Consider the following 24,785-nt stretch of genomic DNA (forward strand, 5'->3'; position numbering starts at 1 on the left):
ATGGCCGAGGACCGGGACGGTCAGCAGATCACCGTGGCGGAGCTGCTCAAGCGCATGGGCGCAGAGCAGTCCACCGCCTCGACGGGCCGACGGCATCGCCGGGCCGCGGAGGGTGGCGTGAGCGTTTCCGAGCTCACCGGCGAGATCCCACGGATCACCGACGACACCCAGCTCAGCGGCCGCGCCGCCCGCCGACGTGCGCGGGAGGCCGAGGAGGAGGCCGCCGGCCGGACCGCCCCCGGCAGGCCCGGTGAGGACGCGCAGGCGACTACCTCGCCGGCTGCCGCGCCGACGGCCGAGCCCGCCGCGCCCGGGCCGAAGTCGGCTGCTGCCGCGCCCGCGGTGAAGCCTGCTTCTGGTGGGCCCGAGGCGAAGCCTGCTGCTGGTGGGCCCGCGGTGAAGCCGGCCGCCGGTGCGCCGAAGGCCGAGCCTGCCGCGCCGACCACCGCTACGCCGAAGCCCGCTGAGTCGAAGCCTGTCGCGCCTGAGACGACGACCGGGCAGGCCCCCGCTGCGGCCGGGGCCACGCCGACCGACGAGCAGCCGGCGCGCGCGCCCGCTCGCGGCGAGCCCGATGCGTCTTCGTCCGAGCCCAAGCGCGGACTCCGTGGCCTCTTCGGGCGCAAGCGTAAGGACTCCCCGGCAGAGGACGGCGGCGCTCGGCCCGGCCGCTCCGGCGGTCTCGGCGCGGCGGGAGTGGCCGCGGGTGCGGGTGCCGCGGGTGCGGGCCTGGCCGCCGCGAAGTCCGGCCCGTCCGGTCCCGCCGCGCCCGAGAAGCCCGCCCCGCCCGAGAAGCCGACGGTGCCGAAACCCGATGCCGCCGCGACGACTTCGGAGAAGGCCCCCGAGAAGCCTGCCGCTACGCAGGCGCCGCAGGCCCCGGAGCGTCCGGCCGACCGCGCTGATTCCGACCGCGCCGAGGGCGACACCGCGGCGTGGGGTATGCCGTCCGGCCGCGGCTCCAGCGCCCACCGGACGCCCGAAGCGGGCCCCGACGAGGCCGACGGGGCCGAGAAGACGGGCGGGGCCGGTAAGGCCGCCGTCGCCGGCACCACAGCCGCGGGTGTCGCCGCCGCAGCGAAGTCCGACGAAGCGATTAAGCGCACCGCCCCCGTGACGGACGAGCGCCGCGACGACGTGCGCGACGATCGGGAGCTGGAGCACCGCCGGGACGACGCCCCCGCCGAGCGCTCGTCGGCCACGCAGTGGGCGGTCCTCGTGGCGCAGGTGCTCGCCTCCGCCGTCGCGGGTGCCGCGCTGTTCATCGGCTTCCAGCTGCTGTGGAGGGACCTGCCGTGGGTGGCTATGGCGCTCTCCCTGGTCGTGATCGTGGGCCTGGTCGCCATGGTCCGTGTCCTGCGCCGCTCGAACGACTGGCTGAGCATCGTCCTGGCGGTGATGGTGGGCCTCGGCGTGACCTGCGGCCCGCTGCTGTTGCGACTCGTCACCTAGCCGACACCCGGCGACCGCCCGGCCCCCGCGCAGCCGCGCGCGAGATGGGCCGTGGCCCGTGTGGCACTGTGGTGGCCATGACGAGAATCGCAGTGGTCGGTGGCGGACGCATCGGTGAGGCCCTCATCGCGGGTCTGCGGGACGCGGGCACGGAACCGCAGGACATCGTGGTGATCGAGGCCGTCGAGGACCGCGCCGCCGAGCTCGCCAAGCGGTACAGCATCCTGTCCACGACGCTGGACATCGGGTGCGAGGGGGCGGACGTCATCGTCGTCGCCGTCAAACCCGGCGACGTTCCGGCCGTCGTCGACCGGATCGGCGACGCCATCTCCGACAGCGTCCACGAGTCGATCGTGGTGTCACTGGCCGCGGGCGTGCCGACCGCGGTGCTGGAGAACAAGCTCAGCGCCGGCTCGCCGGTCCTGCGCGTCATGCCCAACACCGCGATGCTCGTAGGCGAGGGCGTCTCGGCGGTGAGCAAGGGGCGGTTCGCGCGGGACGAACACCTCGAGCAGGTCGTGCGGATCATGGAGTCGGTCGGCTCCGTCGTCGTCGTCGACGAGTCCCAGATGGACGCCGTGACCGCCGTCTCGGGCTCCGGGCCGGCCTACTTCTTCCTCCTCGCCGAGGCGCTCGTGGAGGCGGCCGTGGAGCGTGGCCTGTCGCGGCCCGTGGCCATGGAGCTGGCGACGGGGACGGCGCGCGGCGCGGGCGCGATGCTCGCCGCCGGGCAGGACGGGCCCGCCGACCTCCGCGCGGCGGTGACGTCCCCGGGGGGCACCACGGCGGCGGCGGTGCGCCGGCTCGAGGCCGGAGGGTTGCGGTCGGCGGTCGCGGATGCGGTCGAGGCGGCCGCCACGAGGTCACGTCAGCTCGCCTCGGCGTCGGAGCGGGCTGACGGGGACGACGACGAGGACGACATCTGAGAACCCCGGACAGGTGAGATGTCAGCCACCCCTGCGGGGTGATTCCGTTAGCACATCCGCTGGTCAGAACAGGTGAGGCGCTGGAGACGCGGCGTGTCGACAAACTAATTTGCCCACGCCCGTCGCATTGATCACATGCTTCACGCTAGGCTCATCCCCAGCACGTGCGTGTCCGTACCGCAGGAGGGGAAGCCTGCGGCATGACGCGTGCCATGAAGGGTTGTGACAATGGCGTCTACCGACAAGACGGACAGCGGCGCGCAGGCGGCCGGTGGTTCGCAGTTCCTCACCGTCGCCGAGGTGGCCGCGCTCATGCGCGTTTCCAAGATGACGGTCTACCGGCTGGTCCACTCGGGCGAGCTGCCGGCGGTGCGGGTGGGGCGGTCGTTCCGCGTCCACTCCAAGGCGGTGCACGAGTACCTCGACACTTCGTATTACTCGGCGGGCTGACCGGCGCCGGGCCGCGGGGCCGTTTTCGTGACGCCCCCGCCCAGCAGGTAGTCTGGACGGGTTCCGTACCGGCTCCCGCGCCGGTGCGTCGATCGTCCAGACCAGTAGTCGACAGGTAGGTGGCCCCGATATGGGTTCTGTGATCAAGAAGCGCCGCAAGCGTATGTCCAAGAAGAAGCACCGCAAGATGCTGCGTCGGACCCGCGTGCAGCGTCGCAAGCTCGGTAAGTGAGTCCTGCGGCGCCCAGGTAGGCGCCCGGACTCACGCCTCTGGTGGATGCCCGTCACCTCGTGGAGGTGGCGGGCATCGGTGTCTCTGCGGCCAGGCCGCCTCGGTGCCGGAGGCCCACGGCTAGACTCGGTCGGGTGAACTCCGCAGCCCCCGCCCCCCGGCCCGCGCGTGCGGTCGCGGTCGTGGGGGGTAGTCGCTACCTCGGCGCCCATCTCGTCGGCTCCCTGCTCCGTCACGGGCACGTCGAGCGCGTGCTGGCGATCGACTCGGTCAAGCCGTCGCCGCAGCACCGCCGCCGGATGCGCGACGCCGAGTTCGTGCGCCTGGACCCGCAGTCCCCGCGTCTGCAGGGCATCCTCCGCGAGGCCGAGATCGACACGGTGGTCCACGCCGGCCTGCACCACACCGACTTCGCCCCCGGCGGCCGCGCGGCCGTCAAGGAGGCCAACATCATGGGCTCCATGCACGTCATCGCGGCGTGCGGCCGGGCCTCGACCGTCCAGCGATTCGTCCTCATCTCCTCGACCACCGTGTACGGCTCCTCCGGCGTGGACCCGGCCATGTTCACCGAGGACATGGCCGCGCGCCGGCAGCCGAGCGACGGCATCCCGCTCGACCACCTGTCCGTCGAGGGCTACGTGCGCGGCATGTCCCGCAAGCGACCGGACATCGACGTGACGATCCTGCGGATGCCGGCGATCCTCGGCCTGCCCGAGCCCACGGTGTTCGGCGAGCTGCTCGCGCCGTCGATCGCGCCGGTGCTCGCGGGCTACGACCCCCGGATCCAGCTGTTACACCCGCAGGACGCACTCGACGCGCTGGTGCGGGCTACCACCGGGGCGCCCCCCGGGACCTACAACGTCGCCGGCGAAGGCGTGCTCACCCTCTCGCAGGCCATCCGCCGCGCCGGTCACGTGCCGCTGCCGGTCCTGGCGCCCGCCTTCAAGCTCGCCTCGCGGCTGCTGTCGAGCGAGGGACTGCGCGATATCGGGTCGTCCCAGCTGCAGTACCTGCGCTTCGGCCGCGTCGTGGACACCACGCGCATGCGCACCGAGTTCGGGTTCACGCCGCAGTACAACACCGAAGAGGCGCTCCACGCCTACCTCGTGGACTCGGGCACCGAGCCGCTGGTCACCCGCAAGACCCTCGAACGCACCACCGCGAGGGTCGCCAAGCTCCTCCCGGCGCCGCTGGCGGAGATGCTCAAGGAGTCCATGGACCGGACGGTGGCGGAACTCGAGGCGCGGAGCGGAATGGCGGAACGAGCCGAGGAGGCGACGACGTGAGGGGCCCGGAGTTCGACCTGAGCCAGCCGCTCGGAGGGCCCCGCTGGGGCGAGGGGCGCCGCGATTCGCGCAGCGACCGCGTGGTGGGCGAGGGCTTCCTCGGCGCCACCACCCACAGCGACGCCGCCGCCACCGAGATCGGTCGGATCGTCGACCGGTTCCTCACCTCGATGCGGTCGGCGATCCGCCAGGTCATGGAGGTGCTGCCCATCGACCAGGAGATCCTCGCCCCGGTCAAGGAGGCGGCCAAGAACGTCGATGTGGCACTGGCGACCGGCGACGTGAGCCGCCTGTCGGGCCTCGTGGACGCCATCAACGTGGCCGGCGACGTCTTGGCCACGCGTATCACCGGCGGCTACGAGGTGGACGAGTTCGGGTTCGACCCGCACTTCCACAGCCACGTGTGGCTGCCGCTGTGGCGCCCGCTGTTCGAGCACTGGTTCCGCGTCGAGGTGATCGGCGCCGAGAACATTCCCGAGAACGGCGCCGGCCTCATCGTCTCCAACCACGCCGGAGTCCTGCCGCTGGACGGGCTCATGACCACCGTCGCGGTCCACGACCACGGCGGGCGCGCGCTGCGCCTGCTCGCTGCCGACCTGGCCATGACGCTACCCGTCTCCGCGCCGTTCGCCCGCCGCGCCGGGGCCACCCTCGCGTGCGCGGCCGACGCCGAACGGCTCCTCGAAGGCGGCCACGTGGTGGCCGTGTGGCCCGAGGGCTTCAAGGGGCTGGGCAAGCCGTTCGCCGACCGGTACCGGCTCCAGCGCTTCGGCCGCGGCGGCTTCGTCTCCACCGCCATTGCCGCCGGCGCCCCGATCATCCCCTGCTCCGTGGTGGGCTCCGAAGAGATTTACCCCAAGCTCGGCGAGATCCCCGCCCTCGCGCGGCTGCTCGGCGTGCCGTACCTGCCCATCACGCCCACGTTCCCGCTGCTCGGCGGGCTCGGCGGGATCCCGCTGCCCACCAAGTGGACCATGGAGTTCGGCGAGCCCATCGAGACCGCCCACCTCGGCGCCGAGGCGGCCGAGGACCCGATGGTCGTGTTCGAGCTCACCGACCAGGTGCGCGAGACCATCCAGAACACGCTGTTCCGCAACCTCGCCCGGCGCGGGAGCGTCTTCTTCGGCTGACGCAGCCGCGCCTGCGTCGGCCGAGGGGGTAGGCGCTGCCTAGAGCATGCGGCGGATGCTGCGGGTCGTCCGTACCCCCAGCGGCGAGCGCACGGCCGCCGTCGCGCCCGCGAGCCCGGCCACGCCGATCACGCCCGGGGCCGCCTTCTTGGCCGCCTTGCGCACCGTCCGGAAATCCTTGACGTCCCAGCCGTTGTCGCGCGCATACTGACGCAGCCGCGAGTCCGGGTTGATCGCCACGGGATTGCCCACGAGCGTGAGCATGGGCATGTCGTTGAAGCTGTCCGAGTAGGCGTAGCACTTGGACAGGTCGAAGCCCTTGGACTCGGCGAGCGCCGACACGGCGTGCGCCTTGCCGGGGCCGTGGAGGATGTCGCCCACGAGCCGGCCCGTGTAGACGCCGTCGATGCTCTCGGCGACGGTGCCCAGCGCCCCGGACAGGCCGAGTCGGGTGGCGATCACCTTGGCCAGCTCGACAGGAGTCGCGGTGACGAGCCAGACCTGCTGGCCCGCGTCGAGGTGCATCTGCACGAGCGCGCGGGTGCCGGGCCAGACGCGGTCGAGCATCGAGCCGTCCACGACCTCCTCGCTCAGCGCGATGATCTCCGAGACGTCGTGGCCCTTGACGAAGCTCAGGGCCTTCTCGCGGCCGGCGGCCACGTCGTCGGCGTTCTCCTTGCCGGAGACGCGGAACTTGAGCTGCGTCCACGCCATGTCGGCGATGTCGCCCACGGAGAAGAACTTGTGCTTGGCCAGCCCTCGGGCCAGCAGGAGGATCGAGGCGCCCTGGATCAGCGTGTTGTCCACGTCGAAGAACGCGGCCACCTCGGGGTCCGGGACGTACGGCTCCTCCGGGTGCGCGGCCTCCGCCTCGGCCCGGGCCTCCTCCCCGAGGTGGACGGCGTTCCTGGCCGACGCCTCACCGGCGACCCGTTGCGCACGGTGGTTGCGGCGGCGCCACACCAGGCGGCCGAAGGCGCTCATGACGTCGGCGCGGCCGGGGAGGCGGAACCGGTCGGCGCCGCCCTCGGCGTCGGGATCGGAGTCCTCGTCGTCGTCCCCGGACCCCGGCTCGGTCTCCACGGTGGGGTCGGCGTCCAACGCCGCTCCGGGGTCGAGGTCGGGCTCGTCGGCGAGGCGCGACTCCGCGTCCGGGGCGGGCACGGCCCCGGGCTCGTGCTCGGCGTCGTGCTCGCCGTGGTGGTCGCCGTCGTTCACCGGGGCCTCCTCGACTGGGCGGGACCCCAATACTAGGGCGGTTCCGCGCACTCGTGCACCATCAAGGCATGGTTCACAGGGTCACGCTGCTCGTTCGCGAGGGGTGCGGGAGCTGCGTCCGCGTCCACGGCCAGCTGGTTCCCGTGTGCGCCGAGGCGGGCGCGGTGCTGGAGGTGGTGGACGTGGACCACGCCGCGGACCCGGAGCTGCGGCTGGAGTACGGCGACCGGCTCCCGGTGGTGTTGCTCGACGGCGAGGAGCACTCGTGCTGGGAGGTCGACGACGAGGAACTGCGCACCGACCTCGCGCGCCCGGAGCCGTTCACCGGCTGAGGGGAGGGGCCCGATCACCGGGGCCGACACGGTGTCGGCGGGGCCCGCGGGGCATAGCATCCGGCCCGTCGACGGTTTTGTCCCGGGGTGTCGTGCGGGTTACGGTGGAGCGCGTTACCGGCCGCACGGGGGCATCCGCCCGCGTCGGCCCGGCAGGGTGTCTCACCTGGGATTCCCTGTCCTCTCCCCGTGCGCATCGACAGGAGACGACCGACCGTGGCCCAGCGTCCCGCGAGTGAGATCGGCGGCGCGCCGTCGTCACCGTACGCAGGGTCTCCCATTCTGGCACGGGCACATTTCCGGCTCGCGCGCAGGGGTCTGTCGCACAGGGGTCGCCCGTGAGCATCCTGCTCGTGGGGATCTCCCACCACAGCGCGCCCGTGGCGCTCCTGGAGTCGGTGGCGATCGCGGAATCCGACCGCGACCGGCTCACCGAGGAGCTCATCGCCGGCGACCGCGTCGACGAGGCCATGATCGTCACGACCTGTAACCGGGTCGAGGTCTACGCCGCCGTCGACGCCTTCCACCCCGCCCTCGACGACGTGGTGGCGCTGCTGTCCCGCCACTCCGGGCTGTCGGTGGACGAGCTGAGCCGGCACCTCTACATCCGCTACTCCGAGTCGGCGGCCGAGCACCTGTTCTCCGTGGCCTCCGGCCTGGATTCGATGGTGGTGGGCGAGCAGCAGATCATCGGCCAGATCCGCACCGCCTACCAGTCGGCGTCCGATATCGGGGCGGCCGGCACCACCCTGCACCGGCTCGCGCAGCAGGCGCTGCACGTGGGTAAGCGCGTCCACACCGAGACCGACATCGACTCGGCCGGTGCCTCCGTGGTGTCGGTCGCGCTGGACCGCGCCGCCGAGATCCTGGCGGAGGGCCGGGCCGCCGGAGCGGACGCGGACGCCCCGGCCGGGCGGCGCCTCGACGGCCGTCGCGCGGTGGTGCTCGGCGCCGGCGCGATGGGCGGCCTCGCCGTCGCCCACCTGGGACGCGGGGGCATCGCCCACATCGACGTCGCCAACCGGACTCCCGAGCGATCCGAGCGGCTCTCCGAGATCGCCCGCGACTCCGGCACCCCGGCCGCCGCCGTACCGGTGGAGCGGCTCGCCGAAGCCGTCGCCCGCGCCGACATCCTCTTCACCTGCACCGGCGCCGTGGGCACCGTGGTGAGCCTCGGCGATGTCCACACGGCGCTGGCCCGCCGCGAGGCCGGGCGGCCGCTGGTGATCTGCGACCTCGGCATGCCGCGCGACGTGGACCCCGCCGTGTCCGGGCTGCCCGGCGTCACCGTCCTGGGCATCGAGGCGCTCAAGGCCGACCCGGAGACCTCGTCGGCGGCCGCCGCCGACGCCGCCCGCACCATCGTCGACTCCGAGTTGGCCGCCTACACCCAGTCCGAGCGGCTCGCCGAGGTGGGCCCGCTCATCGGCAAGATGCGCGGCCGCGCCGGGCAGGTCGTGGCGGCCGAGATGCGCCGGCTGGAGTCCCGCCTGCCGGACCTGGACGACAAGGCCCGCGACGAGGTGGCCAACGCCGTGCGCCGCGTGGTGGACAAGCTGCTGCACCCGCCGACGGTGCGGTTCAAGCAGCTGGCCGCCCAGCCGGACGGCGAGAACTACGCGGAGGTCGTGCGTACCCTGTTCGACCTCGACGGCGCGACCACAGGGGAGGAGGCCTCGTGAGCGGTGGAGACGATCGGCGCGTGCTGCGGGTGGGAACCCGCGGCAGCACCCTGGCCACGACGCAGGCCGGGCACGTGCGCGACGCGCTCATCGCCGCCGGCTACCCGGCCGAGCTGGTGATCGTGCGGACCAAGGGCGACGTGGTGATGGCGCCCGTCGAGCGGATCGGCGTGGGCGTGTTCACGCTCGAGCTGCGGGCCGCCCTCGAGCGCGGCGACTGCGACGTGGCCGTCCACTCCTACAAGGACCTGCCCACCGCGCCGGACCCGCGGTTCGCGCCCATCGCCGTCCCGCCGCGCGTGGACCCCTCCGACGTCCTCGTGGCCCGCGACGGCCTGACCCTGGACACGCTGCCCGAGGGCGCGCGCGTCGGCACCTCGGCGCCCCGCCGGCGCTCGCAGCTCGCGGCCCTGCGCCCCGACCTCGACCTGTACCCCCTGCGCGGCAACATCGACACGCGCATGGGCTACGTGGACTCCGGCGACCTGGACGCCGTGGTCCTGGCGGCCGCAGGGCTGGACCGCACAGGCATCGGCGAGCGCGCCACCCAGCGCTTCGGCGTGGCGGACATGCTCCCCGCCCCGGCTCAGGGCGCCCTCGCCGTGGAGTGCCGGGCCGACGACGAGGAGGCCGTCACCGCCCTGACGACCGTCGACCACCTGCCCTCCCGCGTCCGCGTGGCCGCCGAACGTCGCCTGCTCGCCGACCTCGAGGCCGGCTGCACCGCGCCCGTCGGCGCGCGCGCCGAGCTCGCCGACGGCGAGCTCACCCTGTACGCCGTGGCCGCCGCCCACGACGGCACCACCGTCCTCCGCGCCGAGGGCAGTACGCGGACCGGCGAGCACTCCGACGGCCCGGTGGCCGCCGCCGACGCCCTGGGCCGTCGCCTGGCCGCCGACCTGCTCGAGCGCGGCGCCCGCGACCTCATGGCCGCCGAGCCCCCCGCCGACGACCGGGCGCCCCTCGTTCCGCGCGAGTCGACGACCGCGCCGCCCACGGTGGCGGAACCGGGCGGGCCGGGCGCGGAACCCGATCCGGCCGCCGAGCCGGGCCCGCCCGACGGCTAGCCGCGCCCCATTCGACCGGCAGCCCCACGAACTCCCTGCTCGCGCGCAGCCAGCGCGCGACACCCACCCCACGGAGAGACGAACTATGACACGAGCACGCACCACCCGACCCGGCACCGTCCGCTTTGTCGGCGGCGGCCCCGGCAACGCGGGGATGCTCACCCTGCGCGCCCGCGAGGTCCTCGCCGGCACCGCGCTGGTCTTCGCCGACGCAGACGTCTCCACCGAGGTACTCGACCTGGTGGCCACCGAGGTGCCGGTGCCGCAGGAGCTGCTCGACGCGCGTCAGGCCGAGATGGACGCCGCCGTCGCCGCCGAGGACAAGGCCAAGGTCAAGCGGCTCAAGGCGCTGCCCGCCCCCACCGCCGCCGACATCCGGCCCGTCCTGGGGGAGCCCGCCGCCGTGGCCAAGCAGCTCACCGCCGAGGCCAAGAAGGGCCGCGACGTCGTGCGCCTCGTGGCCGGCGACCCCATGACGACCGACGCGACCGTCACCGAGATCGCCGCCGTCGGCCGCACCGTGGTGCCGTTCGAGGTCGTACCCGGCGTCGCCGAGGCCACCGCCGTCCCCGCGTTCGCCGGCATCGCGCTCGGCTCCGGCTACGTCTTCGCCGACAGCCGCGGCAAGGTCGACTGGGCGGCGCTCGTCGGCGCCCGTGGCCCGATCGTCCTGCGCACCACCGGTCGGCACCTCGCCGAGGCCGCGTCCGAGCTCGCCGAGCAGGGCCTGGCCGCCGGCACGCCTGTCACCGTGACGTGCTCCGGTTCCCTGTGCGCGCAGAAGTCCGCCGACGGCACGCTCGCCACCATGGCCGAGCTGGGCCGAGACATGGAGGGGGATCTGGTCGTGACCATCGGCAAGTCCGCCGGCGAGCGGCACCGCCACCAGTGGTGGGAGTCCCGCGCGATGTTCGGTTGGAACGTCCTCGTGCCCCGCACCAAGGCGCAGTCCGCCGAGATGAGCGAGCGGATCTCCGAGCACGGCGCCGTGCCCGTCGAGGTCCCGACGATCGCCGTCGAGCCGCCCCGCAGCCCTGCGCAGATGGAGCGGGCCGTCAAGGGCCTCGTCGACGGCCGCTACCAGTGGGTCGTGTTCACCTCCACCAACGCCGTGCGCGCCGTGTGGGAGAAGTTCTGCGAGTTCGGGCTCGACGCCCGCGCGTTCTCCGGCGTCAAGATCGCCTGCGTCGGCGAGAGCACCGCGGCCCGCGTCCGCGAGCTCGGCATCCAGCCCGAGCTGCTGCCCACCGGCGAGCAGTCCAGCCTGGGCCTGCTCGAGGTGTTCCCGCCGTACGACGACGTCCTGGACCCCGTCAACCGGGTCCTGTTGCCGCGTGCCGACATCGCCACCGAGACCCTCGCCGAGGGTCTCACCAACCAGGGCTGGGAGATCGAGGACGTCACCGCCTACCGCACCGTTCGCGCCGCGCCGCCGGCCGCCGAGATCCGCGAGATGATCAAGACCGGCGGCTTCGACGCCGTCTGCTTCACCTCCTCCTCGACGGTCCGCAACCTCGTGGGGATCGCCGGCAAGCCGCACGCCCGCACACTCATCGCGTGCATCGGCCCGCGGACCGCCGAGACCGCCGCCGAGTTCGGTCTGCGCGTGGACGTGCAGCCCGAGAACGCCTCGGTGCTCGAGCTGGTGGACTCCCTCGCCGCGCACGCCGAGGCGCTGCGGGCGGCCGGCGAGCTGCCCCCGCCGCGCCGCCGGGCCCGCCGCCGCTGAGCGGACGCCTCGCCGGGCACGGCGGGGCCGGACGCGTCGCGCCCGAACGCCACCGGCGGGGCCCGGCTACCCTGAGATTCGTGAGTTCCCCGATCGGCCCGACCGTCCGCCCCCGTCGTCTGCGCTCCACCCCGGCGATGCGCCGCCTCGTCGGCGAGACCACGCTCGAGGCGCGACAGTTGGTCCTGCCGGCCTTCGTGGCAGACGGGATCGACGCCCCGAGGGCGATCTCCTCGCTGCCCGGAGTCAGCCAACATACGCTCGACTCCCTGCGCCGCGAGGCCGCCGCCGCCGCGGCCGCCGGTCTCGGCGGGATCATGCTGTTCGGCGTCCCGCGCGAGGAGGACAAGGACGCCGCCGGCAGCTGCGGCGCCGCCGACGACGGCATCCTCAACCGCGCCCTCACCGCCGTGCGGGAGGTAGTGGGCGACGACCTCGTGGTGATGGCCGACACCTGCCTCGACGAGTTCACCGACCACGGGCACTGCGGCGTCCTCGGCACCGATCCGCGCGGCGAGCAGATCGTGGACAACGACGCCACCCTCGTCGCCTACCGCGAGCTCGCCGTGGCGCAGGCCGACGCCGGCGCCCATGTGGTGGGGCCGAGCGGGATGATGGACGGCCAGATCGCCGCCATCCGCGAGGCCCTCGACGCCGCCGGCCACCTCGACGTGGCCGTGCTCGCGTACAGCGCCAAGTACGCCAGCGCCTTCTACGGGCCGTTCCGCGAGGCCGTCGGCTCCTCGCTGCGGGGTGACCGGCGCACCTACCAGCAGGACCCCGCCAACCTGCGGGAGTCGCTGCGCGAGGTGCGGCTCGACCTGGACGAGGGCGCCGACATGGTGATGGTCAAGCCCGCCATGTCCTATCTCGACGTGCTCCGCCAGACCGCCGAGCTGTGCGATGTCCCCGTGGCCGCCTATCAGGTGTCCGGCGAGTACGCGATGATCTCCGCCGCCGCGGAGCGCGGCTGGATCGACCACGACCCGGCCGTCATGGAGTCGCTCCTGTCCATCCGCCGGGCGGGCGCCGACATCGTCCTCACCTACTGGGCCCTGCACGCCGCCGACCTCCTCGCCGCGGGCGGGGGCCGCCGATGACCGGGCCCTGGGGCGGGGGCGAGCGCGAACTGCCGGTCCCCGACGGCGAGCCCGGCGGGCCCCGCGGACTGCAGCCGCCCGGGCCGGATGCCGAGCCCGGCGACCGGCTCCCCGGCCCCTACGGCGGGCCGCCGCACGACGGCGGGATCCCCGAGGGCGAGCCGGGCGCACCCGCCGGGCCGCCGGCCCCCGGCTCCGACGGCCGGCCCGGCGACCGACGCGACCGCGCGACGACCGGCGGCGATGGCGGTGCCGGCGGCGGTGGCGGTACCGGCGACGGGGGCCGCGGGACGGGCCCCTGGCGGCCGCCCGCCCGGACCGACGAGGAGCCCACCCCCGAGCCGCCGGAGCACGTGCGCACCGCGTGGGTGCTGTGGCTCGCCGCCACCGGATTCGCCCTGGTGGGGGCGCTGGTCAATGCCCTGACCTCCCGGCTGGCGGACCTGCCGTCCTCCACGCGCGACATGTTTACCGACGCCGCGGAGCAGGCCGGCGACGCCGCCTCGGTCGAGGCGCTCTTCCGGGGGGCGACCGGCCTTGCCGCCGTCGTGGCGATCCTCGCGGCGGCGGTGACGGTCTGGCTGGCGTTCCGTCTCCGGGCCGGCAAGGGCTGGGCGCGGATGCTACTCAACATCGTGGGGGTCTTCCTCGTGGTGGACGCCGTCGCCGTGCTGGTGGGCGTGTTCTCCGGATCGCTCGAGGCCGGCTCGCGGGGGGAGGCCGCGACCTTCCTCGTCCTCTCGCTGCAGATCCTCGCCGGCCTCTGCGCGGCCACCGCCGTCTGGCGCCAACACAGCGAGGACGAGACCACGTTCCTCGCCGGGAGCGCACGTGGACGGGACTGAGCGGTTCCGTTACCGGGAGGACGGGTGGAGCTGGGCCTGGATCCTCGCCGCGCCGTTGTTCTGCCTGGCCGCTGGCCTGTTCGAGTGGGCGACCGAGGCGCCCGTGCACTGGCTCATGCTCACCGTGTGCGCGATCGCCTCGGCCCTGTGCCACGCCGTGATGATCGGCGCCACCCGCGTCCACGGGCGGGTGCGGCTCACCGACACCACCTACACCCAGGGGACGGAGGACTTGGACGTGGACCGCATCGCCGAGGTGCTGCCCCCGCCGCCCGCGCCCACCGGCCGCTTCGGCGGCCCGGCGCGGCCCGAGGCCTCCTGGGAGTCCGCGCGCACCCTCGGCGAACTCCGGGACGTCCCGCGCCGCCGGGAGGCCGTGGGCTTGCGCCTGGACAACGGCGCCGAGGTCCGCGCCTGGGCGCGCGACGCGGCGGCCCTGCGCGCCGCCCTCGAGTCGGTGGTGGTGGAGTCCGGCGCCGGCCGGGATCTCGGGGACGGCCCCGCCGCGGAGTCCGGGGTGGAGACGCCGTGACCGCACGCCGACCGGCGCTCCGTCCGGCTCTGGTGGCAGTGGTGGCCGGCGTGCTCGCGGCAGTGTTGTGGTGGCTCGCGCAAGACCTCGTCGTCGTGGCCCCTCCGGCCCGCGCCACCGACGTCTCGGGCGGCGACGTCGCGCGCACCGTCGTGGACCCGCGGCTCCTCCTCGCGGCCGCGCTCGCGGCGGCCGTCGCGCTGGTCGCGGCCACTGTCGCCGTGCTCCGTGCCATCGCCCGCCCGTCCCGGTGAAAGTGCAGGTACCACAGCGTGTTCCGGCGGTGTGCCGGCGAGAGCGGTAACGATCGTGTGACGGTTCCCTGAGTGTTCCGGGGTGGATTACCCACAGGGCGTGTCGCGGGTTACATTTGGTGCCGCTCGGTCGCCGACGGCGCCCGGGCTCGGGGGGTGCGGGGAGTCGCGCCCCGCGGAGTTCATCATCAGTACAGGGAATCGGGGATCGGTGCAGCCGTCTAGCAACTTCGTTGGCGTCACCGCGGTCGTGGGAGCGGCCGCACTTCTGGGGTCGGGGATGGCCGTGGCCGCCCCCGTGCAGTGGCAGGACTGCACCGAGATGCTCGGGATCGAGGCGGAGTACGTCCCCGCCGGGCTCGAGTGCGGGACCGTCGAGGTCCCGGTCGACCACTCCCAGCCCGACGCCGACAAGACCACCGTCGCCCTCACCCGCATGAAGGCCACCTCGGGGAACGCGCGGTCCACCGTGTTCGGCAACCCCGGCGGCCCCGGGAACTACGCACTCAACTTCTGGCAGCCGCGGGACAACGCGCCCGCCCCGGCCGGCCTGTACGAGAACCACGACCTCGTGGCCGTGCAGCCCCGCGGGCTCTACGGGTCCAACCCGCTCACCTGCGACATCCGGGCCGCCGGCCCCGTCAGCGTCAACCAGCTGCACGACGCCTGCTACGGCACCGACCCCGCCTACATGGCCTCGTTCACCACCGAGAACGCCGCCCGCGACATGGACGCCGTGCGCGAGGCGCTCGGCCTGGCGACGATCGACTACGTGGGCGTGTCCTACGGCACCGCGATCGGCACCGACTACGCGACCCTGTTCCCGGAGCGCACCGGCCGGTTCGTGCTCGACTCCAACACCCACCCCGACTGGCGCTGGTCCGAGCAGGCCGCCCAGGGCGCGCACGCCCAGGAGGAGCGCGTCAACGACATCTTCCGGTGGATCGCCGACCGCGACGACTACTACGGCCTCGGCGACACCCCGCTGAAGGTCTACTACAACTGGAAGTGGATCACCGACCAGGAGGTCGGTGGCGCGGCGAACCTCACCCCGCCGCCCGCCGAGTCCCGTGACCTGCCCGTCGAGCTGCGCGACACCCAGTTCGAGCAGCCGGCGCTCGACGTGATCAACGGGACCGCCCCCGCCCGCGCCCGCGGCGAGGGCCTGTTCCGCGCACTCACGCTGCAGGACCTCACCAACAACGCCGCCACCGGCCTGTTCGACGCCACCGTCGGCGCCACCTACTCCGAGCAGGCCTGGCCGATGCTCGCGCACATCCTCAAGTACTACAACGACGGCGGCCGCATCGCCCGCGTCGACTACCCGACCGCGGCGAAGATCATCCAGGCCAAGGAGGGGCGCGCCCAGGTCATGCGCTCCGACGTGGTGATGAACGAGATCGTCACCTGCAACGAGACCGCCGCGCCCGCGGACGTCCTCGGCGTGGTGGGCGCCAAGCTCGACCAGTACACGGGCGGCAACAAGCTCGCGGCCCGGGCTGCCGTCGAGCGCGCCGGCGACGACTGCGTGGGCTGGAATCCCGTCGCCCAGACCATCCACCCGAACGGCGACCGCCTCGAGCAGAAGCCGCTCGTCCTGCACTCCGAGAAGGACGCGGTCACCCCGATCGCCGGCGGGCACCGGGTCGCCGAGCTGCTCGGCGGCACGCTCGTCACCGTGGGCGGCGGCGAACACGGCACCTTCCGCACCGGCAACACCGCCGTCGACGACGTGGTGATGCAGTTCCTCGAGCAGGGCACCGTCGAGACGGACCACGTGCCCGGCAAGCCGTCCCCGGATCCGCTGCCCAAGTGGGACCTCGCCGACCGCGAGGCGGCCGCGCAGCAGGGCATGGCGGCGCAGCAGCAGGGCCCGGCCGCGACGCCGCCCGCCGCGCCGCAGCCCGCGGCTCCCGTGGCCGGTGCCGACGACTGGTACGGCGTCCACCGCGACGCCGGCGCCGCGCAGCAGCAGGTGCAGGAGCAGGTCCAGCAGGTCCAGCAGCAGCTCGACGACGCCCGGGACCGGGCCGAGACGGCCGTGCAGGACGTGGTGGGTCAGGTCGAGGCGGCGGCCACGTCGCTCGTCGCCCCGCAGGCGGCCGCGCAGGGGGCTGAGCAGGCCGCCCCGCAGGCCTGAGCGGCCCGCGCCGGGAGTCTTTGACACACTGGACCCGTGACGTCTGCGAGTGATCCCGCCCCGACCCCGTCCGGCACCGCCGGCACCACCCGCTCGGCGGAGTTGTTCGCCGACGCCCGCGACCTGATCCCCGGCGGGGTGAACTCGCCGGTGCGGGCGTTCGCCAGCGTCGGCGGCACGCCCCGCTTCATGCGCGAGGCGAAGGGCTCGCGCATGACGGACGTCGATGGCAACACCTACATCGACCTCGTGTGCTCGTGGGGGCCGATGATCCACGGGCACGCCCACCCGGAGATCGTCGAGGCGGTCCGCGAGACGGCCTCGCGCGGCCTGAGCTTCGGCACCCCCACCGAGGGTGAGGTCGAGCTGGCCCGCGAGATCGTCGCCCGCACCTCCGTCGAGGAGGTGCGCCTGGTCAACTCGGGCACCGAGGCCACCATGAGCGCGGTGCGCCTGGCGCGCGGGTTCACCGGCCGCAGCAAGGTGGTCAAGTTCTCCGGCTGCTACCACGGCCACGTGGACGCCCTGCTCGCGGATGCCGGCTCGGGTGTCGCGACGTTCGCGCTGCCGGACTCGCCCGGCGTCACCGGCGCCACGGCCCACGACACGATCGTGCTGCCGTACAACGACGTCGAGGCCGTGCGCCTGACGTTCGCGAACCACGGCGCCGACATCGCGTGCGTCATCACCGAGGCCGCCGCCGGCAACATGGGCACCGTCCCGCCGCTGCCGGGCTTCAACGAGGAACTGCGCCGCCTGTGCACCGAGAACGGCGCGCTGCTCGTCATGGACGAGGTCATGACCGGCTTCCGCGCCGGCGACCGCGGCTGGTGGGGCATCGACGGCGTGGCGGGCGACCTCACCACGTTCGGCAAGGTGATGTCCGGCGGCCTGCCCGCCGCCGCGTTCGGCGGGCGCGCCGACGTGATGAGCGCCCTCGCCCCTGCCGGCCCCGTCTACCAGGCCGGGACGCTGTCCGGGAACCCCGTCGCCGTGGCCGCGGGCCTGACCTCGCTGCGCCTGGCCGACCACTCCTGCTACTACACGCTGCAGACCAACGCGGACCGCCTCGAGGAGCTGTTCCGCAACGCGCTCACCGCGGCGGGTGTCGCACACACCATCCAGCGGGCGGGCACGATGCTCAGCGTCTTCTTCAGCGAGAACCCCGTCACCGACTACGCCGGCGCCAAGGCCGCGGAGACGTACCGTTTCGCCCCGTTCTTCACCACGCTGCTCGACCGCGGCGTGTACGGCCCGCCGAGCGCATTCGAGACCTGGTTCGTCTCCACCGCGCTGACCGATGACGACTTCCAGCACATCGCCGACGCCCTGCCCGCCGCGGCGGAGGCGGCCGCGGCGGCCACCCCTCCGGAGCAGGATTGATGAACGCACGACGCCGAGGGCTGCGCGGCCGGCTCTCCGTACCGACCGCCGGACCGACCTCCCTGCCGATCCCGTTGCGGGGCGAGCACCCGGCACCCGCCGCGGCGCCGCCCTCACTGGGCGCACCCGACCCGGCGGGCGGGCCCGCGGGCCCGGCGACCGACACCGGCGCGGCTCCGGCCGACGGGTCCGAGGCGTACGGGGCCGAGCCCGGGACGATCGCCGCGCCGGGTGAGCCGCGCGCCTCGTCGTCGACCGGTGCCGGAGCCCCCCGCGGGCACTCGGCCCGGGAGCCGGAGACGCAGACGATCGTGCACCTGGTGCGCCACGGCGAGGTCCACAACCCCGACGGCGTGCTCTACGGGCGCCTGCCGGGCTTCCGCCTCTCCGAACTGGGGCGCAGCCAGGCCGAGACGGTCGCCCGGGTGCTCGGGCAGGGGCACGACATCGTGTCGATCGTGGCCTCGCCGCTGCAGCGCGCGCAGGAGACCGCCGCGCCGCTGGCCGAGGTGCTGGGGCTGCCGGTGGGGATCGACGAGGACATCATCGAGGCCGACAACCGCTTCGAGGGCAACAAGGTCGGTGGCCCAGGGGGCGCCCTGCGCGACCCGAAGTACTGGCCGATCCTGCTCAACCCGCTGCGCCCGTCCTGGGGCGAGCCGTACCTGCAGATCGCGCACCGGATGATCGGCGCCGTGTACTCGACGCTCGACTCCGCTCGCGGCCACGAGGCGGTGCTGGTGAGTCACCAGCTGCCCGTGTACACCACCCGGCGCTTCCTCGAGGGGCGGCGACTGTGGCACGATCCGCGGTCGCGGCAGTGCTCGCTCGCCTCGGTGACCTCGTTGGTGTTCGAGGGCACCACGCTGCGCGACATCGTGTACTCCGAGCCTGCAGGGGCCTCCGACCCGTCGCAGACGGGGGCCTGAACCGTGCGCGTCAAGCCCGCCCTCGCGGCCGTGTTCCTGTCGGGGGCCCTCGCCACCGGTGCCTGCGCGACCGGATCCGACGCGGTGGTGACGGGGCCGGAGACGTTCGAGTTCGTGAGCCCCGATGGCAAGACCGAGATCCGCTACGACCCGCCGTCCGAGCGCAAGCCGGTGGCCCCGATCACAGGCCCAGACCTGCAGGACCCGGACCGGACCCTGAACGTCCAGGAAGACTTCGCGGGAGAGGTCGTGGTCCTCAACCTGTGGGGGCAGTGGTGCGGGCCGTGCCGGGCCGAGTCGGATGACCTGCAGCGCCTGCAGGAGGAGTTCGAGCCGCAGGGCGCCACGGTGTTCGGGATCAACCTGCGTGACCCCAACCGGCAGAAGCCGGTCGACTTCGTGGCCGACAACGGCATCACCTTTCCGTCCATCTGGGATCCCAGCAACGCGGCCGTGGCCGCGCTGCGGGGCTTCCCGACGTCGGTGGTCCCGGCGACGCTGATCCTGGACAAGGAGCATCGTGTGGCCGCCGTGTACTTGGCGGAGATCACCGACGACAAGCTGCGCGACACGGTGGCCGCCCTGATCGCGGAGGAGGACGACACGGCGTGAGCGCCGACGTGATCCTCCTGGCACAGAGTGTGGGCGAGACCTTCCAGCAGACGGTGTCCAGCGGGCCGATCCTGCTCGCACTCGGCGCCTGCATCCTTGCCGGCCTCGTGTCGTTCGCCTCTCCATGCGTGATCCCTCTCGTGCCCGGTTACCTGGCGTACCTGGCGAGCGTGGTGGGGGCTGAGCGCCCCCCGTCGACTGTGGAGGCGGCCGAGGAGCGGCGCGCCGCGACCGCCACCCTGACGGTGGAGGAACGACGGACGCACCGGGCCTCGCGCTGGCGAATCGTGGGCGCTTCGCTGCTGTTTGTGGCCGGCTTCACGGTGGTGTTCGTCCTGCTCAGCGCCATGGTGCTGGGGGTCGTGGAGTACTTGGCGCCGCAGGAGGAGCTCCTGCAGCGCCTCGGCGGCGTGGTGACGATCCTCATGGGGATGGTCTTTATCGGCCTCGTCCCCGCACTGCAGCGGGACACCAGGATCCAGCCCAAGGCCGTGTCCACATGGGTGGGCGCGCCGCTGTTGGGTGCCGTGTTTGCCCTGGGTTGGACCCCGTGCCTGGGGCCGACGCTGGGTGCCGCGCTGTCCGTGGCAGCCGGGACCGGCGTCGACGCGGCGCGCGGCGTGCTGCTCATCGTGGGGTACTGCTTCGGCCTCGGGCTGCCATTCGTGTTGGTGGCCTTCGGCTCGACGTGGGCGATGCGCACGGTGGGGTGGCTACAGCGACACACCCGCACGATCCAGATCGTGGGTGGCGTGATGCTCATCGTGGTGGGCCTCCTGCTGCTCTCGGGGGTGTGGGCGAACTTCGTCTACTGGCTCCGTGACTTCGCGATCTCGGACACGACGCTGCCGATCTGACACACCGGCACTCCCGTTCCATCACGCGGCCGCGTCCCGGCGCGCGGCGAGGGCCCGTTCGAGGTCGGCGAGAAGCGCGAACGGCAGTACGGGCGCCTCGAGCGGCAGGAGCGGTGGCGGCCCGGGCTTGGGCGGTGGTGGGTCGGCGGATCGCGGCGTGCCGCGCGGCGGAATCCACTTCACCCCCTGGGGTGCGGTCGGGTCGGGGACGGTGCTCCATCCGGTGTCGTGGATCATGGCGTGGCAGTCGCGGCTGGCCAGGGCGAGTTCGTCGATGTTGGTGAGCCCTCCCGCCGACCAGGGGCTGTCCGCGTGGTGCACCTCGCTGTGCCGGGCGTCCTGGTCGCAGTCCGGGTGTGTGCAGCCGCCGTAGGTCGCGAACAGAGCGAGTCGCTGGTAGTAGGAGGCGGTGCGCCGAGTGCGGAACAGCCGCAGGTTCTTCTCCTGGTCGGTCAGCGCGAGGAACCAGTGGTTGCCGCGGGCCATGTCCAGCGCCTGCTCGACGGTGACGTGGATGCCACCGTCGGTCTCGCCGCACCCCGCGAGAGTAGCCAGCTGGTCCAGGTCCATGCGGATCACGATCGACGCGGGTGCGCCGGAGCGGCTCTCGTCCGCCGACAGGGCCAGGTGGAGGGCATGGACCAGCGCGTCGTGCATCCGCTGGCCGTCGGTGCGGCTGTCCGGGGTGTCCGGGTCGCCCCACAGCCTGCCGGGCTGTGCCCAGCGCGCGTGCACCTCGCGCATGAGGGCCGCGAGTTGCGGGTCCATGGTCATGCTGGCGCGCGCCATGAGGTCGAGCCCCTGGCCGCCTGCTGTGACCGATCGGCGCCGGGCTCGCTCCTCGGCGCCGCGTTCGACCCGGCCCGGGTCGAGGGCGTCCAGGATCCGCCGGGCGTGCTCCTGCAGCCGGCGGGTGGTGGCGTGTTCGGCGGCCTCGAGGAGCTGCGTCTCCACGGTGGCGCGCACCTCGTCGTCGACCTCGTCCGGCAGGGCGTCCAACGCCGCACCGATGATCCTGAGGTGCCCCGCCGACACCTTCCCCTCGGCACTCGCGCGCATGCGCGGGGTGTCGGAGATGGCGGCGTCGTCGAGCCGCTGCCGTGCCTCGCCGGGGGAGAGGCCGAGTCCGCCGGTGAGCATCTGGCGGTCGCTGACGAACCCCATCTCGCGTCCCGTTCCCGCCTCGCGCGCGGCAGCGAGGACCCGCGCCTGCGTGGCCCGGATCCTGCGCTGCACCTGCTCGAGAGCCGTGAGCTCAGCGTGCAACTGAGCCGCCGACGCCTCTTCCCAGTCGCGCCGGAGGTGGTCCTCCAGCGCCCCGAGGATGCTCGTCAGCTCCGCGCCGCACGCGACTGAACCCCTTGTCTCGCTCATGTGTTCGATTAGATCATGGGGGTACGACATTGTTCGTCGTCGCAGGTGGCGAGGAGTTTCCGCGATAAGGGGCAGAGCTTTGCCGAGCGTCGGATACTGGGGCGGCGAGAAGGGCGCCGGAACCTCGACCGTCGTCCACTCCGGCTCCCGCCCCGGAGACCACCGCCGCCCAGGCCCCTGACCCGGTGACGGAGGGTGCGATGTGCAGTCCGTGGGGCGCCGTGGCCGCTTTCGCCGACGACGCGACCGCCTACTGCGCGCGCCTGCGGAACGCAGACGGTTCGGCGTGGTCCCGCGATCCGTCGCTCGCCCCCAATCCCGCCGTGGAGTCTGCACTGCAGCAGGCCGGCCCGCAGATCGGTGACCGGTGCCACGGCTACCAGATCGGCCTGACCGCGGTGGACTCCCGCGGCGACGCGATCGTGTGCGACAACTACCAGTGGATCCTCGACGTGGGGCAGGAGTCGCGGCGCCCGTGGGTGGAGGACCAGCTCACGTGGACGGAGTGTCTCGAGACGCGCGCCGAGCAGGAGTGTCGGGACGCCGGCGTCTGACACCCGGTACCGAGGGCGTGGGGAAATCGGGGAACCGTGCGGGCAGTCGGGCCGTCAGTAGGGGTGTGAGGATGATTGGTGCGATGGCGACGGCCCTGGTCGCGGCGGTGGTGACGGCCGGGTGTGCGTCGGGTGACGGGCAGGATCCGGTGACGACGACGAGCACGCCCGTCGCCGAGGCCGCCGGCAATCCCTGGGATCTGCCGTTGGAGGAACGCCCGCCGCTGTTCGACCCCTGTGCGGAGATCCCGATCGAGGCGGTGTCCAAGGGGGCAGGTAAGCCGGTGGAGCACGTTGAGAAGTTGACCCAGAGGAAGCCGGGCGAGCTTGACACCTGCGGTTGGAAGAATGACGAGATTTCGGTCAGTGCATTGGCAACGTGGAAATCACATGAGCAGTACGAGGCTGATCCCGAGAGCATCCTGCATCCGCAGCCGGTCCGAGTCGGCGGACGAGAAGCGATACAGATGACCGAGAGGGCGGATAGATCGGAGAACGGTTGCCATCATGTGTTTTTCACTGAAGTGGGGACCGTGATTCTATCCGTTGATCTGATCCACGGTTTGAATCAGTTCCGCGGCGAGAGCTTTGCGAAAAGCTGCGAGGTGCTTGGCGTGATTAGCGATGCGCTAGTGGGGTTTGTTCCCGAGGGGGATTTTCGATGACTATCCATCTTGAGTTCGGGTCCGCGGAAGCATGTGTGGCGACATGCAACTCCTACATTGATGCACTAAATGAGCACAGGCGGTTCGATTGGCAAGGTTCACAGAGCACTGAAGCCGCCTTCGACACCGCCCGCCAGATCGGTACCGTCTACGACCTCTTCACGGGCACCGATCTGCGGACGCTGCTCAACGATCACATCGATCAGGCCAAAGCGATGGCGACCCTGTTCGCGGTGGCCGGCGGGCTGCTTGACGCCCAGGACGAACAGGCGGCCGCGGTGTTGGCGAAGGCCGCCGAGGAGCCGATCGGGCTGCAGTCGCTGGGGTTGATGGAGTCGCTCGGGGGCGCCGCGGCGGGGTCACTGGCGGGGGCCGCCTTCGGCACGGGCAACGTGCCCGTGGGGAACTACGACTACGTCGGGCCCGAGGAGGTTTCGGCCGCGCCGCTGTCGCGTCTGGTCTCGGGGGCGCAGGCGCTGGACCCTGCGCAATACGTGGCGGTCGGAACGGGCATGCGAGAGGTCGCGGGGACGCTGCGTGAGGCCGCGGCCGGGCTCCGGGACGGACTGACCACCGTGCTCGGTGGCCCGTGGCAGGGCGAGTTCGCCAGTAGCGCGACCACGCCGATGAAGGGCCTGGTCACCACCACCAACGCGCTGGCCGACTCTCTCGACACGGTGGCCGCGAAGGCCGACCTCCTGCAGCACGGCTTCGCGACCACGCGGGAGCGGATCGCCACCCAGGCCGCGGAGGTAGAGCTCTCCGACGGCGGCGGCTTCTCCGGGTCGATGGGCGGCGGCGCGATCGCCGGCGGCACCACCCGGATGCTGGCTCGCCAGGCCGCAACCGAACAGGCCAGAGCGATCATCAACACCGCGTATAGCCCGGCGGTGATGGACGCCAACCTCACCGACGTCGACTTCCCGCGCGCCTACCGGGTCGCGTCCGGTACGGCGATCGGGCCGGACGGCATCGACCTCACGCGGGCCTGGAACGGCGACGGCGTGATCCGGCCTGCCCGGCCCGCGGACCCGAGCGCCGCCGCGATCGCCGCCGCCGGTGGCGTCGGAGCCGGGGCTGGCATCGCGGGGGTTGGCGCCCCGGGTGTGACGACGACGAGCTCAGCCACCGCGCCGGTGGATGCGACCACCGAGCAGGCCCTTCTGGCGTCCCGTTCGGAGGCGGGGGCCGGGGCGGTGGCGGGGCCCGCCGGGACGGGCACGACAGTGGGCGGCGCGGGAGCCGGCGCGGGCGGCCCCGCGGCGGGCGTCAACGCGGCCACGACCGCGGCCGCAGCTCCGATGTTCGCGGGCCCGGCGGCGGCAGGCCAGGGCGCCTCGGGCAGGCTGCGCGGGGGTGCGCCCGGCGGGATCATCGGTCGTGGCGCCAGGCCGGGGGACCGTGGTGCCGGTAGGGACGGCGAGCGCGGTTTCGGCAGTGCCGGCGGGCTGCTCGGCGGAGGCGGTGCGGGCGCCGCGGGTGCAGGCGCGGCGGCGGCACGGATGGGCGGCGCGGGCACCCTGGCCGGGCTGGGCTCCGGCGCGGGTGGCGTGTCGGCGGGGCCCGTGACGGGATCGGCTCCGGCGGGGGCGTTCTCGTCGTCGTCACCAGGCGGGGCGACCGGAGCGGCGGGCTCCCGGCCGGGCATGGTGCCGATGGGCATGATGGGCGCCGCCGGGGCGGGTCAGGGGGACCGGCGGACGGGGCACACGCCGGCCGGCTACCTGGTCAACGCCACCAACACCAGCGAAATCGTGGGGGAGCCGCCCAAGGCCGCCCCGGCGGTCCTGGGCCGAACCGAGGCTCCGCGGGCCGATCCCGGCCCGGGAACGGGGCAGGTCAGCGCACGCGACGGCTCGGCGCAGGCGGAGCCCGGGCCCGGGGCGACCGCGGCGCCGGTGCCGGCGACGACGGTGATCGGCTCCGCCCGCGCGGGAGCGGCCCGAGGAGGGTGAGGACGCCCGACGGACCGGGACCGAGCCCTGCCAGGAACCGCTCAGGAAGGCCCGTCTAGCCTGGGGGAAACCGGCGCCGCG

The 24,785-nt window shown here is 73.3% G+C and carries 24 protein-coding genes; 22 read left to right on the top strand and 2 right to left on the bottom strand.

What is annotated here, in order from left to right; all coding sequences use genetic code 11:
* The 6 genes from ACH0BZ_RS00685 to ACH0BZ_RS00710 all read left to right on the top strand — a co-directional run bounded on the left by ACH0BZ_RS00685 (window position 1) and on the right by ACH0BZ_RS00710 (window position 5,476).
* Entirely contained in the window at window positions 1–1,452 is a 1,452-nt protein-coding gene (locus ACH0BZ_RS00685; RefSeq protein WP_406895934.1) for a hypothetical protein, read from the top strand.
* A gap of 77 nt (window positions 1,453–1,529) precedes the next feature.
* Window positions 1,530–2,378, top strand: a complete 849-nt coding sequence (proC, locus tag ACH0BZ_RS00690; protein WP_406895935.1) for a pyrroline-5-carboxylate reductase — start codon at window positions 1,530–1,532, stop codon at window positions 2,376–2,378.
* Window positions 2,379–2,606: 228 nt separating this feature from the next.
* On the top strand, window positions 2,607–2,828 hold the full coding sequence (locus tag ACH0BZ_RS00695) for a helix-turn-helix domain-containing protein (RefSeq protein ID WP_406895936.1): 222 nt from the start codon (window positions 2,607–2,609) through the stop codon (window positions 2,826–2,828).
* A 130-nt stretch (window positions 2,829–2,958) separates the two neighbouring features.
* Entirely contained in the window at window positions 2,959–3,060 is a 102-nt protein-coding gene (locus tag ACH0BZ_RS00700; protein ID WP_003855542.1) for a 30S ribosomal protein bS22, read from the top strand.
* Window positions 3,061–3,194: 134 nt separating this feature from the next.
* Window positions 3,195–4,346, top strand: a complete 1,152-nt coding sequence (locus ACH0BZ_RS00705; RefSeq protein WP_406895939.1) for an NAD-dependent epimerase/dehydratase family protein — start codon at window positions 3,195–3,197, stop codon at window positions 4,344–4,346.
* Window positions 4,343–5,476 carry a lysophospholipid acyltransferase family protein gene (locus ACH0BZ_RS00710; protein WP_406895940.1) on the top strand — a complete coding sequence of 378 codons (1,134 nt, stop codon included), beginning with the start codon at window positions 4,343–4,345 and terminating at the stop codon, window positions 5,474–5,476. Before ACH0BZ_RS00705 ends, ACH0BZ_RS00710 begins: the two co-directional genes overlap by 4 nt.
* 39 nt (window positions 5,477–5,515) lie before the next feature.
* On the opposite strand, the gene ACH0BZ_RS00715 is transcribed toward ACH0BZ_RS00710, so the two are convergent.
* Complete coding sequence (locus ACH0BZ_RS00715) at window positions 5,516–6,694, bottom strand: HAD family hydrolase (protein WP_406895941.1); 1,179 nt, start codon at window positions 6,692–6,694, stop codon at window positions 5,516–5,518.
* Window positions 6,695–6,762: 68 nt separating this feature from the next.
* Between ACH0BZ_RS00715 and ACH0BZ_RS00720 the strand changes: the two genes are divergently transcribed.
* From ACH0BZ_RS00720 to ACH0BZ_RS00780, 13 genes are all read left to right on the top strand, one after another.
* On the top strand, window positions 6,763–7,026 hold the full coding sequence (locus tag ACH0BZ_RS00720) for a glutaredoxin family protein (protein ID WP_406895942.1): 264 nt from the start codon (window positions 6,763–6,765) through the stop codon (window positions 7,024–7,026).
* A gap of 338 nt (window positions 7,027–7,364) precedes the next feature.
* Window positions 7,365–8,708, top strand: a complete 1,344-nt coding sequence (locus tag ACH0BZ_RS00725; RefSeq protein WP_406895943.1) for a glutamyl-tRNA reductase — start codon at window positions 7,365–7,367, stop codon at window positions 8,706–8,708.
* Entirely contained in the window at window positions 8,705–9,775 is a 1,071-nt protein-coding gene (gene hemC / locus ACH0BZ_RS00730) for a hydroxymethylbilane synthase (RefSeq protein WP_406895944.1), read from the top strand. The genes ACH0BZ_RS00725 and hemC overlap by 4 nt, the downstream gene beginning before the upstream one ends.
* 85 nt (window positions 9,776–9,860) lie before the next feature.
* Window positions 9,861–11,504, top strand: coding sequence for a uroporphyrinogen-III synthase (locus ACH0BZ_RS00735; RefSeq protein WP_406895945.1), 1,644 nt, complete (start codon window positions 9,861–9,863; stop codon window positions 11,502–11,504).
* Window positions 11,505–11,596: 92 nt separating this feature from the next.
* Entirely contained in the window at window positions 11,597–12,604 is a 1,008-nt protein-coding gene (gene hemB / locus ACH0BZ_RS00740; protein ID WP_406896323.1) for a porphobilinogen synthase, read from the top strand.
* Window positions 12,601–13,449, top strand: a complete 849-nt coding sequence (locus ACH0BZ_RS00745) for a hypothetical protein (protein WP_406895946.1) — start codon at window positions 12,601–12,603, stop codon at window positions 13,447–13,449. The genes hemB and ACH0BZ_RS00745 overlap by 4 nt, the downstream gene beginning before the upstream one ends.
* A complete protein-coding gene (locus ACH0BZ_RS00750) occupies window positions 13,436–13,981 on the top strand; it encodes a hypothetical protein (RefSeq protein WP_406895947.1) in 546 nt (181 codons plus the stop codon). Before ACH0BZ_RS00745 ends, ACH0BZ_RS00750 begins: the two co-directional genes overlap by 14 nt.
* Complete coding sequence (locus ACH0BZ_RS00755) at window positions 13,978–14,235, top strand: hypothetical protein (protein WP_406895948.1); 258 nt, start codon at window positions 13,978–13,980, stop codon at window positions 14,233–14,235. The genes ACH0BZ_RS00750 and ACH0BZ_RS00755 overlap by 4 nt, the downstream gene beginning before the upstream one ends.
* A gap of 211 nt (window positions 14,236–14,446) precedes the next feature.
* Complete coding sequence (locus tag ACH0BZ_RS00760; RefSeq protein ID WP_406895949.1) at window positions 14,447–16,375, top strand: alpha/beta fold hydrolase; 1,929 nt, start codon at window positions 14,447–14,449, stop codon at window positions 16,373–16,375.
* 36 nt (window positions 16,376–16,411) lie between these two features.
* Window positions 16,412–17,758 carry a glutamate-1-semialdehyde 2,1-aminomutase gene (gene hemL, locus ACH0BZ_RS00765; RefSeq protein WP_406895950.1) on the top strand — a complete coding sequence of 449 codons (1,347 nt, stop codon included), beginning with the start codon at window positions 16,412–16,414 and terminating at the stop codon, window positions 17,756–17,758.
* A gap of 308 nt (window positions 17,759–18,066) precedes the next feature.
* The gene (locus ACH0BZ_RS00770; protein WP_406896324.1) at window positions 18,067–18,687 is read left to right on the top strand and encodes a histidine phosphatase family protein; all 621 of its coding nucleotides are present in this window, start codon (window positions 18,067–18,069) and stop codon (window positions 18,685–18,687) included.
* A 3-nt stretch (window positions 18,688–18,690) separates the two neighbouring features.
* Window positions 18,691–19,299 (top strand): TlpA disulfide reductase family protein, encoded by a 609-nt coding sequence (locus ACH0BZ_RS00775; RefSeq protein ID WP_406895951.1) that lies wholly within the window; start codon window positions 18,691–18,693, stop codon window positions 19,297–19,299.
* Window positions 19,296–20,156, top strand: coding sequence for a cytochrome c biogenesis CcdA family protein (locus tag ACH0BZ_RS00780; protein ID WP_406895952.1), 861 nt, complete (start codon window positions 19,296–19,298; stop codon window positions 20,154–20,156). The genes ACH0BZ_RS00775 and ACH0BZ_RS00780 overlap by 4 nt, the downstream gene beginning before the upstream one ends.
* A gap of 21 nt (window positions 20,157–20,177) precedes the next feature.
* Here ACH0BZ_RS00780 and ACH0BZ_RS00785 read toward each other — a convergent pair whose 3' ends face one another.
* Entirely contained in the window at window positions 20,178–21,530 is a 1,353-nt protein-coding gene (locus ACH0BZ_RS00785) for a DUF222 domain-containing protein (RefSeq protein ID WP_406895953.1), read from the bottom strand.
* Between the two features lie 200 nt (window positions 21,531–21,730).
* On the opposite strand from ACH0BZ_RS00785, the gene ACH0BZ_RS00790 reads away from it, so the two are divergent.
* The 3 genes from ACH0BZ_RS00790 to ACH0BZ_RS00800 all read left to right on the top strand — a co-directional run bounded on the left by ACH0BZ_RS00790 (window position 21,731) and on the right by ACH0BZ_RS00800 (window position 24,704).
* The gene (locus ACH0BZ_RS00790) at window positions 21,731–22,084 is read left to right on the top strand and encodes a hypothetical protein (RefSeq protein ID WP_406895954.1); all 354 of its coding nucleotides are present in this window, start codon (window positions 21,731–21,733) and stop codon (window positions 22,082–22,084) included.
* An 83-nt stretch (window positions 22,085–22,167) separates the two neighbouring features.
* Window positions 22,168–22,749: a DUF3558 family protein gene (locus ACH0BZ_RS00795; RefSeq protein ID WP_406895955.1), complete on the top strand. Its 582-nt coding sequence runs from the start codon at window positions 22,168–22,170 to the stop codon at window positions 22,747–22,749.
* A complete protein-coding gene (locus ACH0BZ_RS00800) occupies window positions 22,746–24,704 on the top strand; it encodes a hypothetical protein (protein ID WP_406895956.1) in 1,959 nt (652 codons plus the stop codon). The genes ACH0BZ_RS00795 and ACH0BZ_RS00800 overlap by 4 nt, the downstream gene beginning before the upstream one ends.
* Window positions 24,705–24,785: the final 81 nt, after the last annotated feature.

This window comes from Dietzia sp. 179-F 9C3 NHS (assembly GCF_045369825.1).
Lineage (GTDB): Bacteria > Actinomycetota > Actinomycetes > Mycobacteriales > Mycobacteriaceae > Dietzia.

What these genes read in the sequence shown, in the direction of transcription:
- ACH0BZ_RS00685 (WP_406895934.1), top strand. Translation starts at nt 1, where the DNA reads ATGGCCGAGGACCGGGACGGTCAGCAGATCACCGTGGCGGAGCTGCTC.
- proC (WP_406895935.1), top strand. Translation starts at nt 1,530, where the DNA reads ATGACGAGAATCGCAGTGGTCGGTGGCGGACGCATCGGTGAGGCCCTC.
- ACH0BZ_RS00695 (WP_406895936.1), top strand. Translation starts at nt 2,607, where the DNA reads ATGGCGTCTACCGACAAGACGGACAGCGGCGCGCAGGCGGCCGGTGGT.
- ACH0BZ_RS00700 (WP_003855542.1), top strand. Translation starts at nt 2,959, where the DNA reads ATGGGTTCTGTGATCAAGAAGCGCCGCAAGCGTATGTCCAAGAAGAAG.
- ACH0BZ_RS00720 (WP_406895942.1), top strand. Translation starts at nt 6,763, where the DNA reads ATGGTTCACAGGGTCACGCTGCTCGTTCGCGAGGGGTGCGGGAGCTGC.
- ACH0BZ_RS00735 (WP_406895945.1), top strand. Translation starts at nt 9,861, where the DNA reads ATGACACGAGCACGCACCACCCGACCCGGCACCGTCCGCTTTGTCGGC.
- ACH0BZ_RS00745 (WP_406895946.1), top strand. Translation starts at nt 12,601, where the DNA reads ATGACCGGGCCCTGGGGCGGGGGCGAGCGCGAACTGCCGGTCCCCGAC.
- ACH0BZ_RS00785 (WP_406895953.1), bottom strand. Translation starts at nt 21,530, where the DNA reads ATGAGCGAGACAAGGGGTTCAGTCGCGTGCGGCGCGGAGCTGACGAGC.
- ACH0BZ_RS00790 (WP_406895954.1), top strand. Translation starts at nt 21,731, where the DNA reads ATGTGCAGTCCGTGGGGCGCCGTGGCCGCTTTCGCCGACGACGCGACC.
- ACH0BZ_RS00795 (WP_406895955.1), top strand. Translation starts at nt 22,168, where the DNA reads ATGGCGACGGCCCTGGTCGCGGCGGTGGTGACGGCCGGGTGTGCGTCG.
- ACH0BZ_RS00800 (WP_406895956.1), top strand. Translation starts at nt 22,746, where the DNA reads ATGACTATCCATCTTGAGTTCGGGTCCGCGGAAGCATGTGTGGCGACA.